General features: G+C 44.3%; 12 protein-coding genes, 1 tRNA gene and 3 rRNA genes. 6 read left to right on the forward strand and 10 right to left on the reverse strand.

The genetic code is table 11. From position 1 onward, the window contains the following. Positions 1 to 5 precede the first annotated feature (5 nt). The 6 genes from rrf to Q7657_RS06590 all read right to left on the reverse strand — a co-directional run bounded on the left by rrf (position 6) and on the right by Q7657_RS06590 (position 7,904). Positions 6 to 121 (reverse strand): 5S ribosomal RNA (gene rrf, locus Q7657_RS06565). A gap of 119 nt (positions 122 to 240) precedes the next feature. After that, positions 241 to 3,131: ribosomal RNA gene (locus Q7657_RS06570) — 23S ribosomal RNA — on the reverse strand. Positions 3,132 to 3,449: 318 nt separating this feature from the next. Further along, positions 3,450 to 5,001: ribosomal RNA gene (locus Q7657_RS06575) — 16S ribosomal RNA — on the reverse strand. Together the 16S, 23S and 5S rRNA genes form the textbook arrangement of a ribosomal RNA operon. Positions 5,002 to 5,387: 386 nt before the next feature. After that, positions 5,388 to 6,491 (reverse strand): acyltransferase family protein, encoded by a 1,104-nt coding sequence (locus Q7657_RS06580; protein WP_107167018.1) that lies wholly within the window; start codon positions 6,489 to 6,491, stop codon positions 5,388 to 5,390. 22 nt (positions 6,492 to 6,513) lie between these two features. After that, complete coding sequence (locus Q7657_RS06585; protein ID WP_053987189.1) at positions 6,514 to 7,482, reverse strand: acyltransferase family protein; 969 nt, start codon at positions 7,480 to 7,482, stop codon at positions 6,514 to 6,516. 337 nt (positions 7,483 to 7,819) lie between these two features. Continuing rightward, positions 7,820 to 7,904: transfer RNA gene (locus tag Q7657_RS06590), tRNA-Leu, on the reverse strand. Between the two features lie 237 nt (positions 7,905 to 8,141). Here Q7657_RS06590 and Q7657_RS06595 point away from each other — a divergent pair. Further along, positions 8,142 to 8,627: an RDD family protein gene (locus Q7657_RS06595; protein WP_053987190.1), complete on the forward strand. Its 486-nt coding sequence runs from the start codon at positions 8,142 to 8,144 to the stop codon at positions 8,625 to 8,627. Between the two features lie 37 nt (positions 8,628 to 8,664). On the opposite strand, the gene lptG is transcribed toward Q7657_RS06595, so the two are convergent. Both lptG and lptF read right to left on the reverse strand, forming a co-directional pair. Then, complete coding sequence (lptG, locus tag Q7657_RS06600) at positions 8,665 to 9,738, reverse strand: LPS export ABC transporter permease LptG (RefSeq protein WP_107167019.1); 1,074 nt, start codon at positions 9,736 to 9,738, stop codon at positions 8,665 to 8,667. Then, the gene (gene lptF / locus Q7657_RS06605) at positions 9,738 to 10,838 is read right to left on the reverse strand and encodes an LPS export ABC transporter permease LptF (protein WP_053987192.1); all 1,101 of its coding nucleotides are present in this window, start codon (positions 10,836 to 10,838) and stop codon (positions 9,738 to 9,740) included. Before lptF ends, lptG begins: the two co-directional genes overlap by 1 nt. 195 nt (positions 10,839 to 11,033) lie before the next feature. Here lptF and pepA point away from each other — a divergent pair, with 195 nt between their 5' ends. The 5 genes from pepA (at position 11,034) to Q7657_RS06630 (ending at position 17,525) form a co-directional block, all read left to right on the forward strand. After that, a complete protein-coding gene (gene pepA / locus Q7657_RS06610) occupies positions 11,034 to 12,542 on the forward strand; it encodes a leucyl aminopeptidase (RefSeq protein ID WP_053987193.1) in 1,509 nt (502 codons plus the stop codon). Positions 12,543 to 12,590: 48 nt separating this feature from the next. After that, positions 12,591 to 13,043, forward strand: coding sequence for a DNA polymerase III subunit chi (locus Q7657_RS06615; RefSeq protein ID WP_008989767.1), 453 nt, complete (start codon positions 12,591 to 12,593; stop codon positions 13,041 to 13,043). A 29-nt stretch (positions 13,044 to 13,072) separates the two neighbouring features. Beyond that, a complete protein-coding gene (locus tag Q7657_RS06620) occupies positions 13,073 to 15,934 on the forward strand; it encodes a valine--tRNA ligase (protein ID WP_107167020.1) in 2,862 nt (953 codons plus the stop codon). Positions 15,935 to 16,113: 179 nt separating this feature from the next. After that, positions 16,114 to 16,530, forward strand: a complete 417-nt coding sequence (locus Q7657_RS06625) for a DUF2061 domain-containing protein (RefSeq protein ID WP_107167021.1) — start codon at positions 16,114 to 16,116, stop codon at positions 16,528 to 16,530. Positions 16,531 to 16,619: 89 nt separating this feature from the next. Then, positions 16,620 to 17,525 carry a bifunctional helix-turn-helix transcriptional regulator/GNAT family N-acetyltransferase gene (locus Q7657_RS06630; protein ID WP_107167022.1) on the forward strand — a complete coding sequence of 302 codons (906 nt, stop codon included), beginning with the start codon at positions 16,620 to 16,622 and terminating at the stop codon, positions 17,523 to 17,525. An 87-nt stretch (positions 17,526 to 17,612) separates the two neighbouring features. Here Q7657_RS06630 and Q7657_RS06635 read toward each other — a convergent pair whose 3' ends face one another. Both Q7657_RS06635 and rraB read right to left on the reverse strand, forming a co-directional pair. Beyond that, positions 17,613 to 20,045, reverse strand: coding sequence for a beta-mannosidase (locus tag Q7657_RS06635; protein WP_107167023.1), 2,433 nt, complete (start codon positions 20,043 to 20,045; stop codon positions 17,613 to 17,615). Positions 20,046 to 20,240: 195 nt separating this feature from the next. Beyond that, positions 20,241 to 20,639 (reverse strand): ribonuclease E inhibitor RraB, encoded by a 399-nt coding sequence (gene rraB, locus Q7657_RS06640; RefSeq protein ID WP_008989772.1) that lies wholly within the window; start codon positions 20,637 to 20,639, stop codon positions 20,241 to 20,243. Between the last annotated feature and the right edge of the window lie 254 nt (positions 20,640 to 20,893).

A 20,893-nucleotide genomic window follows, 5' to 3' on the forward strand; every position in this document is an offset into this window, starting at 1 on the left:
TTAAAGCCTGGCGATGTCCTACTCTCACATGGGGAGGCCCCACACTACCATCGGCGCTATTACGTTTCACTACTGAGTTCGGCATGGGATCAGGTGGGTCCATAATGCTATGGTCGCCAAGCAAATTCTTTATTTACTTTCAGTTTTTGAAAACTGAAGGCAAAAGTAATCTTAGAAAGCTGATTCTCAAACGCACGTTCAAGTGTTCTTGGAGTCCGTATAAAACCCCTTGGGTGTTGTATGGTTAAGCCTCACGGGCAATTAGTATCGGTTAGCTCAATGCCTCACAGCACTTACACACCCGACCTATCAACGTTGTAGTCTTCAACAACCCTTTAGAGACCTTAAAGGTCTAGGGATGACTCATCTTGAGGCTCGCTTCCCGCTTAGATGCTTTCAGCGGTTATCGATTCCGAACTTAGCTACCGGGCAATGCGTCTGGCGACACAACCCGAACACCAGCGGTTCGTCCACTCCGGTCCTCTCGTACTAGGAGCAGCCCCTCTCAATCATCCAACGCCCACGGCAGATAGGGACCGAACTGTCTCACGACGTTCTAAACCCAGCTCGCGTACCACTTTAAATGGCGAACAGCCATACCCTTGGGACCGACTTCAGCCCCAGGATGTGATGAGCCGACATCGAGGTGCCAAACACCGCCGTCGATATGAACTCTTGGGCGGTATCAGCCTGTTATCCCCGGAGTACCTTTTATCCGTTGAGCGATGGCCCTTCCATTCAGAACCACCGGATCACTATGACCTGCTTTCGCACCTGCTCGAATTGTCATTCTCGCAGTCAAGCGGGCTTATGCCATTGCACTAACCTCACGATGTCCGACCGTGATTAGCCCACCTTCGTGCTCCTCCGTTACTCTTTGGGAGGAGACCGCCCCAGTCAAACTACCCACCAGGCACTGTCCGTAACCCCGATAAGGGGCCAACGTTAGAACATCAAGCATACAAGGGTGGTATTTCAAGGACGACTCCATAACCGCTAGCGCGATTATTTCACAGTCTCCCACCTATCCTACACATGTAGGGTCAATGTTCAGTGCCAAGCTATAGTAAAGGTTCACGGGGTCTTTCCGTCTAGCCGCGGGGACGCAGCATCTTCACTGCGATTTCAATTTCACTGAGTCTCGGGTGGAGACAGCGTGGCCATCATTACGCCATTCGTGCAGGTCGGAACTTACCCGACAAGGAATTTCGCTACCTTAGGACCGTTATAGTTACGGCCGCCGTTTACCGGGGCTTCGATCAAGAGCTTCGACCGAAGTCTAACCCCATCAATTAACCTTCCGGCACCGGGCAGGCGTCACACCGTATACGTCATCTTTCGATTTTGCACAGTGCTGTGTTTTTAATAAACAGTTGCAGCCACCTGGTATCTGCGACTCCCGGCAGCTTAGAGAGCAAGTCTCATCACCGCTAGGAGCGTACCTTCTCCCGAAGTTACGGTACCATTTTGCCTAGTTCCTTCACCCGAGTTCTCTCAAGCGCCTTGGTATTCTCTACCTGATCACCTGTGTCGGTTTGGGGTACGATTCCTTATAATCTGAAGCTTAGAAGCTTTTCCCGGAAGCATGGCATCAATGACTTCATCACCGTAGTGACTCGACATCGTATCTCAGCCTTAAGATGGTCCGGATTTGCCTAAACCATCAGCCTACGTACTTGGACCTGGACAACCGTCGCCAGGCTCACCTAGCCTTCTCCGTCCCTCCATCGCAATTATAAGAAGTACGGGAATATTAACCCGTTTCCCATCGACTACGCCTTTCGGCCTCGCCTTAGGGGTCGACTTACCCTGCCCCGATTAACGTTGGACAGGAACCCTTGATCTTCCGGCGAGGGAGTTTTTCACTCCCTTTATCGTTACTCATGTCAGCATTCGCACTTCTGATACCTCCAGCAAGCTTTACAACTCACCTTCAACGGCTTACAGAACGCTCCCCTACCCAATGGAAGTAAACTTCATTGCCGCAGCTTCGGTGTATAGCTTAGCCCCGTTAAATCTTCCGCGCAGGCCGACTCGACCAGTGAGCTATTACGCTTTCTTTAAATGATGGCTGCTTCTAAGCCAACATCCTGGCTGTCTGAGCCTTCCCACATCGTTTCCCACTTAGCTATAACTTTGGGACCTTAGCTGGCGGTCTGGGTTGTTTCCCTCTTCACGACGGACGTTAGCACCCGCCGTGTGTCTCCCGGATAGTACTTACTGGTATTCGGAGTTTGCAAAGGGTTGGTAAGTCGGGATGACCCCCTAGCCTTAACAGTGCTCTACCCCCAGTAGTATTCGTCCGAGGCGCTACCTAAATAGCTTTCGGGGAGAACCAGCTATCTCCGAGTTTGATTGGCCTTTCACCCCTAGCCACAAGTCATCCGCTAATTTTTCAACATTAGTCGGTTCGGTCCTCCAGTAAGTGTTACCTCACCTTCAACCTGCCCATGGCTAGATCACTCGGTTTCGGGTCTAATCCTAGCAACTATATCGCCCAGTTAAGACTCGGTTTCCCTACGGCTCCCCTAAACGGTTAACCTTGCTACTAAAATTAAGTCGCTGACCCATTATACAAAGGTACGCAGTCACCCAACAAGTGGGCTCCTACTGCTTGTACGTACACGGTTTCAGGTTCTATTTCACTCCCCTCACAGGGGTTCTTTTCGCCTTTCCCTCACGGTACTGGTTCACTATCGGTCAGTCAGGAGTATTTAGCCTTGGAGGATGGTCCCCCCATATTCAGACAAGATAACACGTGTCCCGTCCTACTCGTTTTCACTGATAATGCGTTGTCGGTTACGGGGCTATCACCCTGTATCGCAGAACTTTCCAGAACTTTCACCTAACGCAAAACTAGCTTAAGGGCTAATCCGGTTTCGCTCGCCGCTACTGCCGGAATCTCGGTTGATTTCTCTTCCTCGGGGTACTTAGATGTTTCAGTTCCCCCGGTTCGCCTCGTGCTGCTATGTATTCACAACACGATACTTACTTATGTAAGTGGGTTTCCCCATTCGGAAATCCCAGATTCACCGGTTTTTACTACCTTCTCTGGGCTTATCGCAAGTTAATACGTCCTTCATCGCCTCTGACTGCCAAGGCATCCACCGTGTACGCTTAGTCACTTAACCATACAACCCCAAGAGGTTTCAGTATGTTCAAACAACCAAGGTTTGTGTCCTTGATAAGAGGACATTGGTTTTTCGCCGGACTCGATACAAGACACTTGAATGTGTATTGTTTTGAGAACTCGTTTTCATCTTTCGATGAAAACTATAAATCAATCTATTCGATTGAATTTACTAGTCAGCTTTCCAGATTGTTAAAGAGCATAACGCAAAAGCGTTAATCAATAACGGATGTCATTAATTAGCACTTTCGCTATTTTTCTAAAACCATTTCACCAAGCAATCTGTGTGGACACTGCATTCAACAGTTAAGTCTTTAGGTAAGGAGGTGATCCAGCCCCAGGTTCCCCTAGGGCTACCTTGTTACGACTTCACCCCAGTCATGAACCACACCGTGGTAAACGCCCTCCCGAAGGTTAAGCTATCTACTTCTGGTGCAGCCCACTCCCATGGTGTGACGGGCGGTGTGTACAAGGCCCGGGAACGTATTCACCGTGACATTCTGATTCACGATTACTAGCGATTCCGACTTCATGGAGTCGAGTTGCAGACTCCAATCCGGACTACGACGTACTTTATGGGATTCGCTCACTCTCGCGAGTTGGCAGCCCTCTGTATACGCCATTGTAGCACGTGTGTAGCCCTACTCGTAAGGGCCATGATGACTTGACGTCGTCCCCACCTTCCTCCGGTTTATCACCGGCAGTCTCCCTGGAGTTCCCACCCGAAGTGCTGGCAAACAAGGATAAGGGTTGCGCTCGTTGCGGGACTTAACCCAACATTTCACAACACGAGCTGACGACAGCCATGCAGCACCTGTCTCAGAGTTCCCGAAGGCACCAATCCATCTCTGGAAAGTTCTCTGGATGTCAAGAGTAGGTAAGGTTCTTCGCGTTGCATCGAATTAAACCACATGCTCCACCGCTTGTGCGGGCCCCCGTCAATTCATTTGAGTTTTAATCTTGCGACCGTACTCCCCAGGCGGTCTACTTAACGCGTTAGCTCCGAAAGCCACGGCTCAAGGCCACAACCTCCAAGTAGACATCGTTTACGGCGTGGACTACCAGGGTATCTAATCCTGTTTGCTCCCCACGCTTTCGCATCTGAGCGTCAGTCTTTGTCCAGGGGGCCGCCTTCGCCACCGGTATTCCTTCAGATCTCTACGCATTTCACCGCTACACCTGAAATTCTACCCCCCTCTACAAGACTCTAGTCTGCCAGTTCAAAATGCTGTTCCGAGGTTGAGCCCCGGGCTTTCACATCTTGCTTAACAGACCGCCTGCATGCGCTTTACGCCCAGTAATTCCGATTAACGCTCGCACCCTCCGTATTACCGCGGCTGCTGGCACGGAGTTAGCCGGTGCTTCTTCTGTAGGTAACGTCAAACAATGCCGCTATTAACGACACTGCCTTCCTCCCTACTGAAAGTACTTTACAACCCGAAGGCCTTCTTCATACACGCGGCATGGCTGCATCAGGGTTTCCCCCATTGTGCAATATTCCCCACTGCTGCCTCCCGTAGGAGTCTGGACCGTGTCTCAGTTCCAGTGTGGCTGATCATCCTCTCAGACCAGCTAGGGATCGTTGCCTTGGTGAGCCATTACCTCACCAACAAGCTAATCCCACCTGGGCTAATCCTGACGCGAGAGGCCCGAAGGTCCCCCTCTTTGCTCCGAAGAGATTATGCGGTATTAGCTATCGTTTCCAATAGTTATCCCCCACATCAGGGCATATTCCCAGGCATTACTCACCCGTCCGCCGCTCGCCGCCCTTAACGTTCCCCGAAGGTTCAGTTAAGTCGCTGCCGCTCGACTTGCATGTGTTAGGCCTGCCGCCAGCGTTCAATCTGAGCCATGATCAAACTCTTCAATTAAAGTTTTGTTGGTCTTTCGACCGGCTCAATGAATACTGTTAATTCATCATAAAATGATGAATGAATTGACTGTGCTGATACCCTTCTTTATATAAAGAAGCGAATCAAATTGGTCACTAGTATCATTGATAAATCTTTTTGACTAATCATTCAACGAGTGCCCACACAGATTGCATGGTCAAATTGTTAAAGAACAATACTGATTCGTTGTTTGCCAGTGGCTTGCTCCGTGTCAGTGAGGTCGCATTATAGGGAGTTTGATCGCATTGACAAGTGTTTTTTTCGATAAAAATCACAATAACGAATCAAGCGTTCAATACTCCCTCAATCTTACCCATATCGAACAAAACTAGAGCAATAACTAACAAGGTTCGATACTTTGGTGATTATTTACTATTGATAATGCGCTTACCAAGAGCCTGCCCTTTTAGCTCTATATATCTATATGTCATCATCGAGACAGCGATAACAATACATAAAACTAATAACACTAGTAAGTTGTTATAGAAAACAGAACCCAAATCGATAAAACGTGCATCATTAATCATCGGTGCGATCTCTTTACCTATTACTTTTTGTCCAACCAGCGCCATGGAGGTGATCATAAAGAGGATTGCTGCATGAGTGAGGTAAATAGAATATGACCATTTACCTAAAGCCTGAAATAGACCTTTATTAAATAGCTGCGAGATCACGCCTGATTCAAATGCAAAAAACAGCACTACAACGTAAAACAATAATGTGGCGTATATGTATCGATCTGCAATCTCATTAGAAACCAAGTAGGTCACTGCACTTAAAAGTGCAATTTCAATAACAGAGCCAACAATGAAAGGGATCGATATATGCTTTATCTTGGTATAAACAACATAAGTAAATGCACCGCCAAAGAAGCACGATAAACCATTAAATACGTATGGTTGTAATAGATCAGATTTCTGCCCCATCAATATTAAGATCACAACAGCAATACTCAGCCAACTCCATACTTTAAATCGGCCAAATAAAAACAGTGTCAAAAAGAGTAAAACGTATAAGTAGAACTCGATACTGATACTCCATGATGGATAATTAAATGACAACGGATCTGTCAATGATGTCCATGACTGTAACATCAATAAGTTAGGCAAGATTTGTGTAGGAGAGCCATGCCCTGTAAAGGGTAATGCGTTAAAGCTAAAACCAGCCCCTTTATAAGCAAGGTATTTTACAACCTCCAACCCAATGAACACCATCAACATACAAAAGTACAATGGGTAGAGTCGGAAAAAGCGTGAAAGAATATAGGGTTTAAACTTTAAATTTTCTCGGAAACCATAGCTATGTGCGAGAACAAAGCCACTTAAAGCAAAGAAAAACTCTACAAATAATTCACTGCCTCTAAAAAAAGGCAACTCAGTAACACTTCCGACGACACGGAAGTGAAATAGCACTACAGATAATGCACAAAGTCCACGAAAGGCATCAAGTGCTTCAAATCGTCTTGTCATATAACAACTCAACTTCAATCAATTAATGTCTTACGACTAACTTGGATTCAATGAAATGCCAACTAAACATTGCAAACGAGAAAACAAGCACTGTTGCAATGGCTGCACCTTCATAAATGTTTTCAAAAAAACCGTACATGATTAGCGTTTGCAAGATCGGGAAGTGCCAAATATAGATACCGTAAGAAATATCACCAATGCGCTTACTCACTGCAATTGGTTTAACTTTAAACACAATCACATAGACCATAAAACTCACTGCAAAGGCATAAATCACAAACCAGCTTTGTAGAAATAAAACAACAGGGATCAATAATAATAAATGCCAAGGCTTTAAGAATTTAGGCTCAGCAAAGTTCCAATATGCGCCCAGCATAAAAAACACTAACATTGACGGTAACTGTCGGTTAATACTGGCTGGTAAACCATGATATTCAATTAAATATTGCCCCAAGTAAAAACAGCCAACAGAAAGTACACCTAATACTATTGTCAGTTTTTTATTGTCTAACTTTTTATTAAGCACACCATAAATAATAGGCACACAAACATAAAACATCACTTCAATCTTGATTGTCCAAAGCGACGCATTAACAAAAGGTTGGAAGTTATGTTCAAACAAACCTGGCAAGGTTGGCTGTAAGAAATTCGCTAATAAATAGTTAGCAGCTAGGTACTTAGCTGCACCATTACCTAAATAACTAGCAAAGCTATCTGAGTAATGAAGATAACCAAAAATAAATGCCGTTGTGATAACAATAAAATAAAGCGGATAAATACGTAAAAAACGTGATTTTACATACGTGGATAAGTGCTTACCTTTTAAGTAACTCTTTACGATCAAATAGCCACTGATCACAAAGAAACAATGAACAGCTAAACCACCAGGTACATACATAAGGTATTCATTTTGAGTTTCTATTCCCATATGAAAATAGAAAACAAGTACAGCGAGAAGAATTCGTAAGATATCAAAATTATTTTTAACCACGAGATAAGAACTCAAAAAATGAACAAGATATAATTATTGCACAGTTTTTTTTATTGTCGGAGGAACTGCTTATTTTCGGACAATATCTTCACATAAATTATGATAAATAAACGTGAGATAAGATAAAGCAGCTTCTCTTTTTCAGGGTTATCTCTCTGTTATTTTTAGCATACAACGCGAGAAATAATACTCAAACTCGAGTAATCGCCACTTAGACCTCAAATCGTTTAAAGAGAAAAGTGATGGGAATCGTGCAAGGTTATTTGCAGAGATAAATATAAGGAGGGCTCAGATACAACAAAGCCCCAATCTTTCGATTGAGGCTTTGTTTGAAATTTGGTGCCCGAGGACGGACTTGAACCGTCACTCCCGAAGGAAACGGATTTTGAATCCGTCGTGTATACCAATTTCACCACTCGGGCTGATGTCGGCTATTATACGTATACAATGCTGCTAGGCAAGCATTTATCGTTTAGAAACTCGCTCAAAGCGATTAAATGGTAATTTTTTATCCAATCAGCACTTTATTGCAGATAAACAAGCTGTTGACGGCAACTCTTTCTTACACATTCTGTAGCAATATCAGACATTCTCTGCCCTATCCTTTGCTGTTACACTCCTCCGTATAAATGGATAAACTAGCCTAACTCGGATGTACTATGACAAAGTCAGCACAACATAATACAACACCGCAATACCCTACCTTATTTCGCCGCTTTGCCGCGTGGTTTTATGATGCACTCGTCGTTGCTGCAATCCTCATGCTCGCTGGCGGTATTGCTATGGCACTGATCGCTCTACTGCTTCATTTCGATATTCTTGATATATCTGGTCATGAAGATGTAAGCGCCTACTTAACACTACATCCTTTGGCTAGCTCTATTTACACAGGTTACTTAGCTGCCGTGATTATTGGTTTCTATACCTACTTTTGGACACATGGCGGACAAACACTAGGAATGCGAGCATGGAAACTCAAGCTTCAAAATAAAGATGGTTCATCACTGACCACGACTCAAGCATTGATCCGCGCCACTACATCTGCGTTCGGCTTAGGTAATTTAATGGCTTTCAATACCAAGCGTCGAGCGTTACAAGATGTCATGGCTGAATGTGAAATGATCGTCACTAAAGACATTCGTTGACCAATAAAAAAGGAGCCTTAAGGCTCCTTTCTTTATTTTAAAGTTTACGTCTTAACAAATAAATTGTAATAAATAGGAAGACTAAACTTGGACCTAATGCACCGATAATTGGCGGCAGTCGATATACCAAGATCATCGGACCAAAGACCTGATCTGAAATGTAGAAAGCAAAACCAAAAATGACACCAGATAAAACACGAGCGCCCATCGTCACACTTCGTAGTGGCCCAAAGACAAACGAGAGTGCTAACAGCATCATTACTGCAATCGAAAACGGTTGTAGTGCTTTACGCCAAAATGCTAGCTCATAACGAGACGCATCTTGTTTTGACTCTTTTAAATAGCTGACATAGTTATAAAGGCCTGATAACGGTAACTCTTCTGGTTTCACTGTTACAACCGCTAGCTTATCAGGTGTCATTGTGGTGTCCCACTTCATTGATGCCACATGACTGTTGGTTATCTTGCTATCACCTGCAGTATCTGTGATCGTCACATCATGCATTGTCCAGCCTGTCGATTTCTCATAAATCGCACTTTTTGCTGACGTAACATCTTCAAGTTTACCTTTGTTATCAAACTTCCAGATATTAACAACATCAACTTTATTTAGATCGTGAACACGTCCCATGTAAATAAAGTCATTATCATTTTTCGCCCATACGCCGCTTTGCGCTGCAATAACACTGCCGCCATATACCCAAGCAGAACGATATTCACGTGCCATTTTTTGTGCTTGAGGTGCGCCCCACTGACCCAGTAATACCACGATGATCATCATAGGTACGGCTGTCTTTAACGTCGACAAACCAATATCTAGCTTAGAGAAGCCTGCCGCTTGCATCACTACTAGCTCAGAGCTCGATGCCAACATACCTAAACCAATCAACGCGCCCAGCAATACCGCCATAGGGAAAAACATGATGATATCTTGCGGCATTGATAACAATACGAAGTACAACGCTTTTAATAGATCATAACTGCCTTGCCCTACTTTACGCAGCTGCTCAACATATTTGATGATTGCAGACAAACCAACCAATGTTGATAACGTCAAGGCTGACGTTGCAATGATCGTTCGACCTATATACCAGTCGAGAATTTTAAACATTAACTGCGTCTCCGTAATTTATCTTTGAAGCGTCGAACAGGCATTGAATCCCAGCTATTTAAGCCAAGTGCCACCAGCAAGGTTACGATGTTAATCGGCCACATCCCAATCGCAGATGGAATAATGCCATCTTCAATTGCTGATTTTGCTGATGAGATCGCTAAGAAATAGGCTAAGTAAATCAGTACCGCTGGTGCTAATTTAGCAAATCGTCCTTGGCGAGGGTTGACCGCAGACAGTGGCACAACAATCATCACTAACAGCGGAATACATAAGATAAGAGAAAAACGCCATTGCAATTCAGCTTTTGCGGCAAGGTTACTCTCTTTCATCAAATCAAGTGTAGGTAACGCTTCCCAGTCACGATTGCCTTGCTTCACTTCACGTTGACCAATAAGGGCTTGGTAATCATTAAAGTGCGTAATCGAGTAGTTGAGCTGGGTTGGTATGCCTTCATAGCGGGTACCGTCACTAAGCTCTAACATTTGACGACCATCAGGTTGTTCTGTGATCAAGCCACGATCAGCCACCATCACACTTGGCTGCAAGGTGTCTGTTGCTTTTAATTGGGCAATAAAGACTTTACTTAATTTTGAGCCTTTGTCGGTAATGTCATCAACAAACACCACGCCTTTGCCGTCAGGAGTTTGTTGGAACGTCCCTTTCACCAGCATATTTAAGCCAGGACCCGCTTTCGCCTTTTCCATTACTTGCTCAACATGATCTTGTGACCAAGGAGCTAGCCATAACGCATTCACTGCTGCAATTGAGCCAGTGATTAACGCTAATGCTAATGCTGATTGGAGTAACAGCTTATTACCCATACCAGTTGCATTCATCACTGTGATTTCACTTTCAGCGTACAATCGACCGAAAGTCAGTAAGATACCGATATAGAGGCTAAGAGGAAGCATTAACAATGCCATAGAGGGAATCGATAATCCCATCAAGGTCATAATGAGATCACTCGGGATCGAGCCATCGCTTGCATCGGCTAAAATGCGAATAAACTTTTGGCTAATAAAGACAAGGAAAAGAACAAAAAGTACCGCAATTTGGCTCTTTAATGTCTCTCTCGTCAAATACCTAACAATAATCACGCGTTATATTCCCATAGAAAACTTGTTTTTTTGATGGAATCACTATAGTTTTTCGTTAAATCAGTTATTTTTTTATCTTTCAGCTAAATGAAAGACCGCATTCTAAGCGTATACCGAAATCTCGGTAGAGCAAACAAGTGTGGTATTATCCAACATTTAGCGTTAATTGTCTTTATTAGGATGTTAGGAGTACGCATGGAGTTCAGTGTAAAAAGCGGCAGCCCCGAGAAACAGCGTAGTGCTTGTATTGTCGTTGGCGTCTTTGAACCACGTCGCCTCTCTCCAATCGCGGAACAGCTAGATAAAATCAGTGATGGTTATATTAGCTCCTTACTGCGTCGCGGCGACCTTGAAGGTAAGCCTGGGCAAATGCTCTTACTACACCATGTACCAAATGTACTATCAGAGCGTGTGCTTCTGGTTGGTTGTGGTAAAGAACGTGAACTTGATGAACGCCAATATAAGCAGATCATCACCAAAACAATCAGCACCTTAAATGAAACAGGTTCAATGGAAGCGGTTTGCTTCTTAACTGAACTACACGTTAAAGGTCGTGATACTTACTGGAAGGTACGTCAAGCGGTTGAAACCACCAAAGACAGCCTATACACCTTCAATCAGTTTAAAAGCAACAAACCTGAAACACGCCGCCCGCTACGTAAATTGGTATTTAATGTACCAACTCGCCGTGAATTATCTCTAGGTGAGCGTGCTATTTCTCATGGCTTAGCCATTGCTTCAGGTGTTCGTGCAAGTAAAGACCTAGGTAATATGCCGCCAAACGTGGCAAACCCGGCTTACCTTGCATCGCAAGCTCGTCGTCTTGCTGATGATTTCGAAACGGTTTCAACTAAAATCATCGGTGAGCAAGAAATGCAATCTCTTGGTATGACGTCATACCTAGCGGTTGGTCGTGGCTCGAAGAACGAAGCCATGATGTCAGTTATCGAATATAAAGGTAACCCAGATCCTGACGCTAAGCCGATTGTCCTTGTAGGTAAAGGCTTAACCTTCGATTCAGGCGGTATCTCTATTAAGCCTGGCGCACAAATGGATGAGATGAAGTACGACATGTGTGGTGCTGCATCTGTTTTTGGCGCAATGAAAGCGCTTGCTAAGCTAAACTTACCAATTAACGTGGTAGGTGTGTTAGCGGGCTGTGAAAATATGCCAGGTGGTAACGCTTATCGTCCCGGCGACATCTTAACCACCATGTCAGGTCAAACCGTTGAAGTATTAAATACTGATGCTGAAGGCCGTTTAGTACTGTGTGATGCACTAACGTATGTTGAACGTTTTGAACCTGAATGTGTTATCGACGTAGCAACCCTAACAGGTGCTTGTGTTGTCGCACTGGGTAATCACATTAGTGGTTTAATGGGTAACCATAACCCACTTGCTCACGAAATCATTAATGCTTCTGAGCAATCAGGCGATCGCGCTTGGCGTCTACCAATGAGTGACGAATACCAAGAGCAAATCGCGAGCCCATTTGCTGATATGGCAAACTTGGGTACTCCAGGTGCAGGTACGATCACTGCAGGTTGTTTCTTATCTCGCTTTACTAAGAAATACAACTGGGCGCACCTTGATATCGCAGGTACAGCTTGGAAAGGCGGTGCAGCGAAAGGTTCAACAGGTCGACCTGTCCCTCTCCTTGTCCAATTCTTATTAAACCGAGCTGGCCAAGAGATTGTCGAGTAAAAGACATTGAAAAGGGCCGTAAGGCCCTTTTCTTTAGGAACAAAAACCATGACTCATGCTACGTTTTATATAATCGATGATAAGCAAGAAAGTGCTGATACAGATTTTCAGTGCCATTTTGCCTGTCATCTAGCAGCCATGAGTTACCGACAAGGCAATAAAGTTTATCTTCTTGCCGCAAATAAACAGCAAGCAGAACAAATAGATGAATATCTATGGCAACAAGATCCCGACAGTTTTGTTCCTCACAACCTCGTCGGTGAAGGCCCTAATGGTGGCTCTCCCGTTGAGATTGGCTGGGCAACATTACGTCATACAGGGCATCGTGCCACGCTAATTAATTTAGCGGAAACTGCACCAAATTTTGCCGTAACCTTTGCACAAGTGGTAGACTTCGTTCCTTGCGACGAAAAGCTCAAGCAGTTAGCGCGTGAGCGTTACAAGGCATATCGTCTTGCTGGCATTCAAATTACGACTGCCGCTGCTACTGAGACGCCCTAAATTCCACATAGATTCCTTCTAAGAGCGCTATGGAAAAGACATACAACCCACAATCAATTGAACAAGCGCTATATCAGCGCTGGGAAGAGGCTGGTTACTTTAAGCCTCATGGTGATACATCTAAAGATGCTTACAGCATTATGATCCCACCACCAAACGTCACTGGTAGCCTACACATGGGCCACGCGTTCCAGGATACCATCATGGATACCCTGATCCGTTGTGAGCGTATGAAAGGTAAAAACACCTTATGGCAGGTTGGTACTGACCACGCAGGTATTGCTACCCAAATGGTTGTGGAGCGTAAGATTGCTGCTGAAGAAGGCAAAACTAAGCACGACTACGGTCGTAATGCTTTCATCGACAAGATCTGGGAATGGAAAGGCGAATCTGGTGGCACAATCACTAAACAGCTTCGTCGTCTTGGTGCATCAGTAGACTGGGATCGTGAGCGCTTCACGATGGATGACGGTCTATCAAATGCGGTACAAGAAGTATTCGTACGTTTATACGAAGACGATCTTATCTACCGCGGTAAGCGTCTAGTTAACTGGGATCCTAAGCTACACACTGCGATTTCAGATCTAGAAGTAGAAAACAAAGACACCAAAGGCCACATGTGGCACTTCCGCTACCCACTAGCAGATGGCGTGAAAACAGCAGATGGTAAAGACTACATCGTTGTTGCAACCACACGTCCAGAAACCATGCTAGGTGATACCGGTGTTGCTGTGAACCCAGAAGATCCACGTTACATGGATCTGATCGGTAAAGAGATCATTCTCCCTATCGTAGGTCGTCGTATTACTATCGTTGGTGACGAACACGCTGACATGGAAAAAGGCACAGGTTGTGTGAAGATCACCCCTGCGCACGATTTCAACGACTACGAAGTAGGTAAGCGTCATAGCCTACCTATGATCAACATTCTAACTTTTGACGCTAACATCCGTGACGCGGCAGAAGTATTTAATACAAACGGTGAGCCAAGCGACGCATACAGCGCAGAGCTACCTACGAAATACCACGGTATGGAGCGTTTCGCTGCACGTAAAGCTATCGTTGCTGAGTTCGATGAACTGGGTCTTCTAGAAGAGATCAAAGATCACGACCTACAAGTGCCATACGGCGACCGTGGTGGCGTGGTTATCGAACCAATGCTAACTGACCAATGGTACGTACGTACTGCACCGCTAGCGAAACCTGCGGTAGAAGCCGTTGAAAACGGTGACATCAAGTTTGTCCCTAAGCAGTACGAAAACATGTACTTCTCTTGGATGCGTGACATTCAAGACTGGTGTATCTCTCGTCAACTTTGGTGGGGTCACCGCATCCCAGCATGGTACGACAACAACGGTAATGTATACGTAGGTCGTACAGAAGAAGAAGTTCGTGAGAAAAACAACCTTGCACCTGTTGTGGTGCTTCGCCAAGACGATGACGTGTTAGACACATGGTTCTCTTCTGCACTATGGACATTCGGTACGCAAGGCTGGCCTGAAAACACTGCAGATCTTCAAACGTTCCACCCTTCAGATGTATTGGTGACAGGTTTTGACATCATCTTCTTCTGGGTTGCACGTATGATCATGATGACCATGCACTTCTGTAAAGATGAAGACGGCAAAGCACAAGTTCCATTCAAGACAGTTTACGTAACGGGTCTGATCCGTGATGAAAACGGCGACAAGATGTCTAAGTCTAAGGGTAACGTACTTGACCCAATCGACATGATCGACGGTATTGATCTTGAATCTCTGGTTGAGAAGCGCACTGGTAACATGATGCAGCCTCAACTTGCAGCGAAGATCGAAAAGAATACCCGTAAGACATTTGAAAATGGTATCGAACCATACGGTACAGACGCACTACGTTTCACCCTAGCAGCAATGGCTTCAACAGGCCGTGACATCAACTGGGATATGAAGCGTCTTGAAGGTTACCGTAACTTCTGTAATAAGCTATGGAACGCAAGCCGTTACGTACTGATGAACACAGAAGATCAAGATTGTGGTTTTGCTGCAGGTAGTGAGCTTGAATACTCTCTAGCTGACAAGTGGATCGAATCTCAATTCGAGCTAGCAGCAAAAGAATTCAACGCACATATCGACAACTTCCGTCTAGATATGGCTGCGAATACGCTTTACGAATTCATCTGGAACCAATTCTGTGACTGGTACCTAGAGCTAACTAAACCAGTTCTATGGAAAGGCTCTGAAGCACAACAACGTGCAACGCGCCGTACCCTAATCACAGTACTTGAGAAGACACTACGTCTTGCTCATCCAGTACTACCTTACATCACTGAAACTATCTGGCAGAGTGTGAAGCCACTAGTAGACGGTGTTGAAGGTGACACTATCATGCTACAAGCTCTACCTCAGTACGATGAAAATAACTTCGACGCTGAAGCACTAGCTGATATCGAGTGGGTGAAAGGCTTTATCACTAGTATCCGTAACCTACGTGCGGAATACGATATTGCGCCAAGCAAGCCACTTGACGTAATGCTAAAAGCAGCTGATGAAAAAGATGCAGCACGCCTTGAAGCTAACCGTACAGTGCTAATGTCGCTAGCGAAACTAGAGTCACTAAACGTACTAGAAGCTGGCGCAGAAACACCAGCATGTGCAACAGCACTTGTAGCGAAATCTGAGCTAATGATCCCAATGGCAGGCTTAATCAATAAAGATGCAGAGCTTGCACGTCTAGCGAAAGAAATCGCGAAGACTGAGGGTGAAATCAAGCGTATCGAAGGTAAGCTAGGTAACGAAGGTTTCGTTGCTAAAGCGCCAGAAGCTGTTATCGCAAAAGAGCGTGAGAAGCTTGAAGGCTACCAAGAAGCACTTGCTAAGCTTGCTGAGCAAAAAGAAACTATCGCTGCACTATAATCTGCACTGATAATCTCTCGTAATAAAAACCGATGGCTTAGGCTGTCGGTTTTTTTATATCTCCAGCTTACTCTCTTTAATCATATAATAGTTTTTACCTATTAGTAGGATATAAAGTAACGAATTTAGTTATTGATATTTTTTCATAATAATGACTCCATCGAATTGAGGATCAGATTATGAAAAAGACAATCAGTTTTGCCGCCATCCATTTTACTGTTGCTTTTACAGTGGCTTACCTTCTTACAGGCGACATTATTATTGGTAGTTTAATCGCAATGATCGAGCCTATGGTTAACACCGTAGCCTTCTATTTCCATGAAAAAGTGTGGCAAAGCAAAACACTTAAACAGTCACGCTTTAGCACACCAAGTCGTAAAACCGTTAGCTTTGCGATTGTTCATTTCAGCGTTGCATTTAGCGTAGTGTACCTACTAACAGGTGACATCCTTATTGGTAGTTTAATGGCAATGGTTGAACCTGCGATTAATACCATGTCTTACTACTTCCACGAGCGTGTATGGCAACGTAAAGACAATAGCCAACAAGAGAAACACCAACACTCTTGGTTAGACGCCATGGCTTGTCAGCACTAATATCAGCATCATTACCATGAGTTAGGTTGACATTGTTGTAGGCTGCAACTAATTTAATTGCGTAGTGCAATTACATTCAAGGATGGATCATGCAGCCCCAACAACTTCGTCAACTTTCTCGGCAATTAGTCCGTCAATTAGGCATGCTTAATAGCCAATGTGGACAACTCGCCTTAACCCCAGTGCAAGCACACACCTTAATTGAACTTGAGCAAGGCCCTTGCACGGTTAATCAAATGGCTGAGCGACTACGGGTTGATAAATCCAATGCCAGCCGTAATCTCGCTATGTTGCTCAATCAAGGACTCATTGATTCAGTCCCAAATCCTGACGATAAACGTAGTCAACTGTCTCAACTTACCTCAGATGGTAAACGCACTCTCACCGCCTTACACCACCAACTCGATCAAGATACCCAAGCGATTTTAGATCAACTTGATCAAGACGAAATCGACCAACTCGAAAGTAGTTTGCTCCGTTACTACAAAGCGCTAACGATCACAGAACATCAACAAGGTTATACGATAAGAGAAATCACACCGCTGGATAATGCCGCCGTTGCAGCGCTTATTCGTCGGGTATCAGCAGAATATGGATTAACACCAGATAGAGGTTTTAGTGTTGCCGATCCTCACCTTGATGATTTGTGTCAGCACTACCAAACTGCGAATAGCCGCTATTGGGTAATAGAAAAAAATAATCGAATTTTAGGCTGTGGCGGCATCGCACCATTAGCGGGTGATACGCAGTGGAGTGAGCTACAAAAAGTCTTTTTCTTACCCGAGCTCAGAGGCAAAGGACTCGCACGAGTTTTAACAGTTAAAGCATTAAAGTTTGCCCGAGAAAATAGCTTTAAAGGCTGCTATTTAGAAACCACAGAAGTGTTAAAAGAAGCAGTGAAACTCTATCAATCACTGGGTTTCGTTGATATTCCTACCGCATTAGGCAGTACCGGGCATGATGCGTGTGAAATTCACATGCTAAAAACCTTCTAACCTGTTATTAAGGTGTAAGGTTTAGATAGTAAAAAAGCCTGCGGAGAGTGACTCAGCAGGCTTTATATTTCTCACAAGTACTATGAATTAATAACTTTGCTTTAGGTGATAAACACGTAAACCTTGCACTAGTTCATCGTAACTAGCTGAACCTAAGTATTTAACTTGGCGTTGGTGCTCAGGGACAAGAGTGAAACTTGAATCTTCAAAACGCCCCTCCCCTTCAAACTCAAGATGAACATAGAAAGCAGGCTTACTGCTACTTAGCATCACAAAGATCTCACCATGTAACTCTGCTACCTCAAAGCGCAGATCAGGATCTTCTAATTCACACTCTTTCGGCTTGGCTGGGAAGTAGGTATTTTCAATTAACTTCTCGCCATTACGTAAATGCACATGGAAGAAACCTTCTGTCTCGTGTCCCTCAAGATCTTCATTCAACCACTCCCACGTCACTTTCGTGCTATCTGGGTTTAAGAACTCTGAAATCGGTTCACGATATAAGATCTCACCAGCCCAACTTTGCCATACTACTTCACCTTTCAGCTCGGCACTGTCACGACCATCGTTGATCAAATGCAGTTTTACCCCTTGTTCATCACGAATAAAGGTCGCCATTTGCTGATCAAAGAAACGACGCACATGGTAATGCAACTGCTTCCAACGACCACTGTATTCCAGTGATGACCATGAACTTACTGGCCAACAATCATTTAATTGCCAGTATAAAATGCCACGGTTCGTTGGCTTATGAGCGCGCCAATATTCCACTGCGGTTTTGATCGCCATCGCCTGTTGTACCTGCGATAAGTACAGCATATTGACGAAACCATTAGGAAAACGGAAATAGCGAGTAAACATCTCAGTGATGATTGAGTTACCACGGCTGTTTTTCTGGTGGCACTCAAAACTTGGTGAGGTGATGTTCCAGTCTTGCTCTGGTGCAAAGGTCTTCACTGTTGGCAGAGATGGCCATGATTGAAAACCAAACTCAGAGCAAAAACGTGGGGTAACACTTTGGTACGCTTCTAAGTCTTTACCTGAATGCCACACATCCCAGAAATGCATATCACCGCGTTTATCGTCATGCCATGCATCACCAAAGTCTAACTCACCGTTACATGGTGAACTTGCCCAGAAACGACGAGAAGGATCTTCTTGCTCAACCACTTCAGCTAATGCGCGATTTAAGCGATCATAATTCACCAAGTATTTCTCACGATTTTGACGAGACTCAGGGTACCAGCTAATCGCCCCAATCACTTCGTTATCACCACACCATAGCGCAAGACTGGCGTGATCTTTAAGACGACGAACCTGATATTCTACTTCTTGGCGCACTTCTGCCACAAAGTCAGGGGTTGATGGATATAGCGCACAGGCAAACATAAGATCTTGCCATACCAAGATCCCAAGCTCATCACATAGCTCATAGAAGATGTCTTTTTCATACATGCCACCACCCCATACGCGTAGCATGTTCATATTGGCGGCAACCGCATCTTCTAACAGTGAACGGTAACGTTCATCCGTCATACGCGCTGGCATCGCATCCATTGGGATCCAGTTTGCCCCACGAGCTGATATATCAACATCGTTCACTTTAAAGACCATGCTCTGGCCTAGCTCGTCATCTTCAGTGATCAACTCAAGCTTACGCAGACCAATCTTCTTATCGATCTTATTGCCATCGGCTTCTATTTTCAGATCGTATAGCCGTTGTTTACCGTAACCTACTGGCCACCAGCGACGAGGCTCAACAATACGGAATAACACACAAGCTTTGGTTGCATCACGATCAAGCGTTAACTGGAAGGTTTGATCATCAAACGTGACGGCAGCTGTCGCTAAACCTTTATCTGACACCACTTCATAGTTCAAGGTAACGGAAAGCTCACACTCTTGCTCTAACCATTTTTGCTTAGTACTGATATGGCTAATACGAACATGCTCAATTGGCTGTAATTCAATATCGCCATATACCCCTAATACAGATAAACAAATACCCCAGTCCCAACCCGCATGACATTGGGTTTTACGCAAGGTATTCATATGTGGAATTTGGTTGTTTCCTTCCGCCCATGGCACTGGAAATGGCAGTTTATCAGCACGCTTTTTAGCAGCAAGATCGGCACGATGTAATACGATTTCAATACGGTTGCTGCCAACTTGCAGACAACTTAATACATCCACTTTGTGGCGCATAAACATATTATTGAAATCAGCCACGGTGTGACCGTTTAAACGAATTTCAGCAACGGTATCAAGGTGATCCATCACTAAATCCATCGCATTACAGGCTAACTGCGCTTCGGTTAAGTCGAACTGTCGACTTACTATCCAGTCGCACTCCCCAACCCATTGGACTTTCTTTTCATTGGTTGCCCAGTAAGGATCAGGGATCTCACCTGCAGCAAAAAGTGCAGAATGAACATCACCTGGTAAATCAATATGCAGATCTTGTAAAGCCGCTCGCTGAACACAGGTTAATTGCCATTGACCATTAAGCGAAATTGTCATCATAACTCCAGCACTGAGTACACTCAGTAAGCTTGATAATAAAAAAGGTATATCTACGCAGTTTTTCAATAACACACTGTGATCATTATTAAAATTTGATCATTAAGCAGAATAAAAAGTGCGAGTCCCCACAGCTAAAAGGCGAAAAAGCCAGCAAATATGCCGGCTTTTTTATTATTCGTCTATTTTTAACGATTATTCTTCGTCGTCGTACTCTTCATCGTCGTCTTCACCAGACTCGAAGTAAGTACCCCAACCGTCGTAATCGATCTTGTGTTTTTCAGCAAGTTTGATCAACTTCTCAGCTTGTTCATCGATCAATTCAGCTTTTAGTGCCGATTCCATTACCGCGTCAAAGCAAACGACCTTACCGCCGCCATCTTCTGGATCTAGCTCAAGCTCTTCAGCTTCTAGTACTTCAAAACCAAGTTTAAATGCTTCTACAGCTGCACCTTCTAGCTCTTCAAATGTATCAGCTGAAAAATGGTGCTCAATCGTATAAAGAGCATCTGGCTCACTGCCATCTTCAAGTAGTGCGGCAATAATTTCGCGCGTTTCTTCTTTTTGCTCTTCGATTAGTTCTGCATAAGACATGGGTTCACTCCAACTGTGGAATCAATTTGCTGGCAAATATCGCATGGTTTGCACTCAATTACCACCTGTTAAAACACCACCACTGACAATTCCCTAAATAGCCTTTGTTATCCCACTATGTTGGACTGTCTATAAGCCATGATAAAAGCCTAATTAAAGTAAATAAAATTGCTTAATAAGCGAACAAGTATTCACAACAAGCTAATAATAAGATAAACATAACGTAACATTATTAAATATCGAGCACCTAGGGA

The organism is Candidatus Photobacterium acropomis (assembly GCF_030685555.1).
Classification (GTDB): domain Bacteria; phylum Pseudomonadota; class Gammaproteobacteria; order Enterobacterales; family Vibrionaceae; genus Photobacterium; species Photobacterium lucens.

Bases quoted from the DNA above. Each gene is read 5' to 3' on its own strand.
- rraB (WP_008989772.1), bottom strand. From the start codon at position 20,639: ATGTCTTATGCAGAACTAATCGAAGAGCAAAAAGAAGAAACGCGCGAA.
- Q7657_RS06595 (WP_053987190.1), top strand. From the start codon at position 8,142: ATGACAAAGTCAGCACAACATAATACAACACCGCAATACCCTACCTTA.
- lptG (WP_107167019.1), bottom strand. From the start codon at position 9,738: ATGTTTAAAATTCTCGACTGGTATATAGGTCGAACGATCATTGCAACG.
- Q7657_RS06630 (WP_107167022.1), top strand. From the start codon at position 16,620: ATGCAGCCCCAACAACTTCGTCAACTTTCTCGGCAATTAGTCCGTCAA.
- pepA (WP_053987193.1), top strand. From the start codon at position 11,034: ATGGAGTTCAGTGTAAAAAGCGGCAGCCCCGAGAAACAGCGTAGTGCT.
- Q7657_RS06615 (WP_008989767.1), top strand. From the start codon at position 12,591: ATGACTCATGCTACGTTTTATATAATCGATGATAAGCAAGAAAGTGCT.
- Q7657_RS06620 (WP_107167020.1), top strand. From the start codon at position 13,073: ATGGAAAAGACATACAACCCACAATCAATTGAACAAGCGCTATATCAG.
- Q7657_RS06635 (WP_107167023.1), bottom strand. From the start codon at position 20,045: ATGACAATTTCGCTTAATGGTCAATGGCAATTAACCTGTGTTCAGCGA.
- Q7657_RS06625 (WP_107167021.1), top strand. From the start codon at position 16,114: ATGAAAAAGACAATCAGTTTTGCCGCCATCCATTTTACTGTTGCTTTT.
- Q7657_RS06580 (WP_107167018.1), bottom strand. From the start codon at position 6,491: ATGACAAGACGATTTGAAGCACTTGATGCCTTTCGTGGACTTTGTGCA.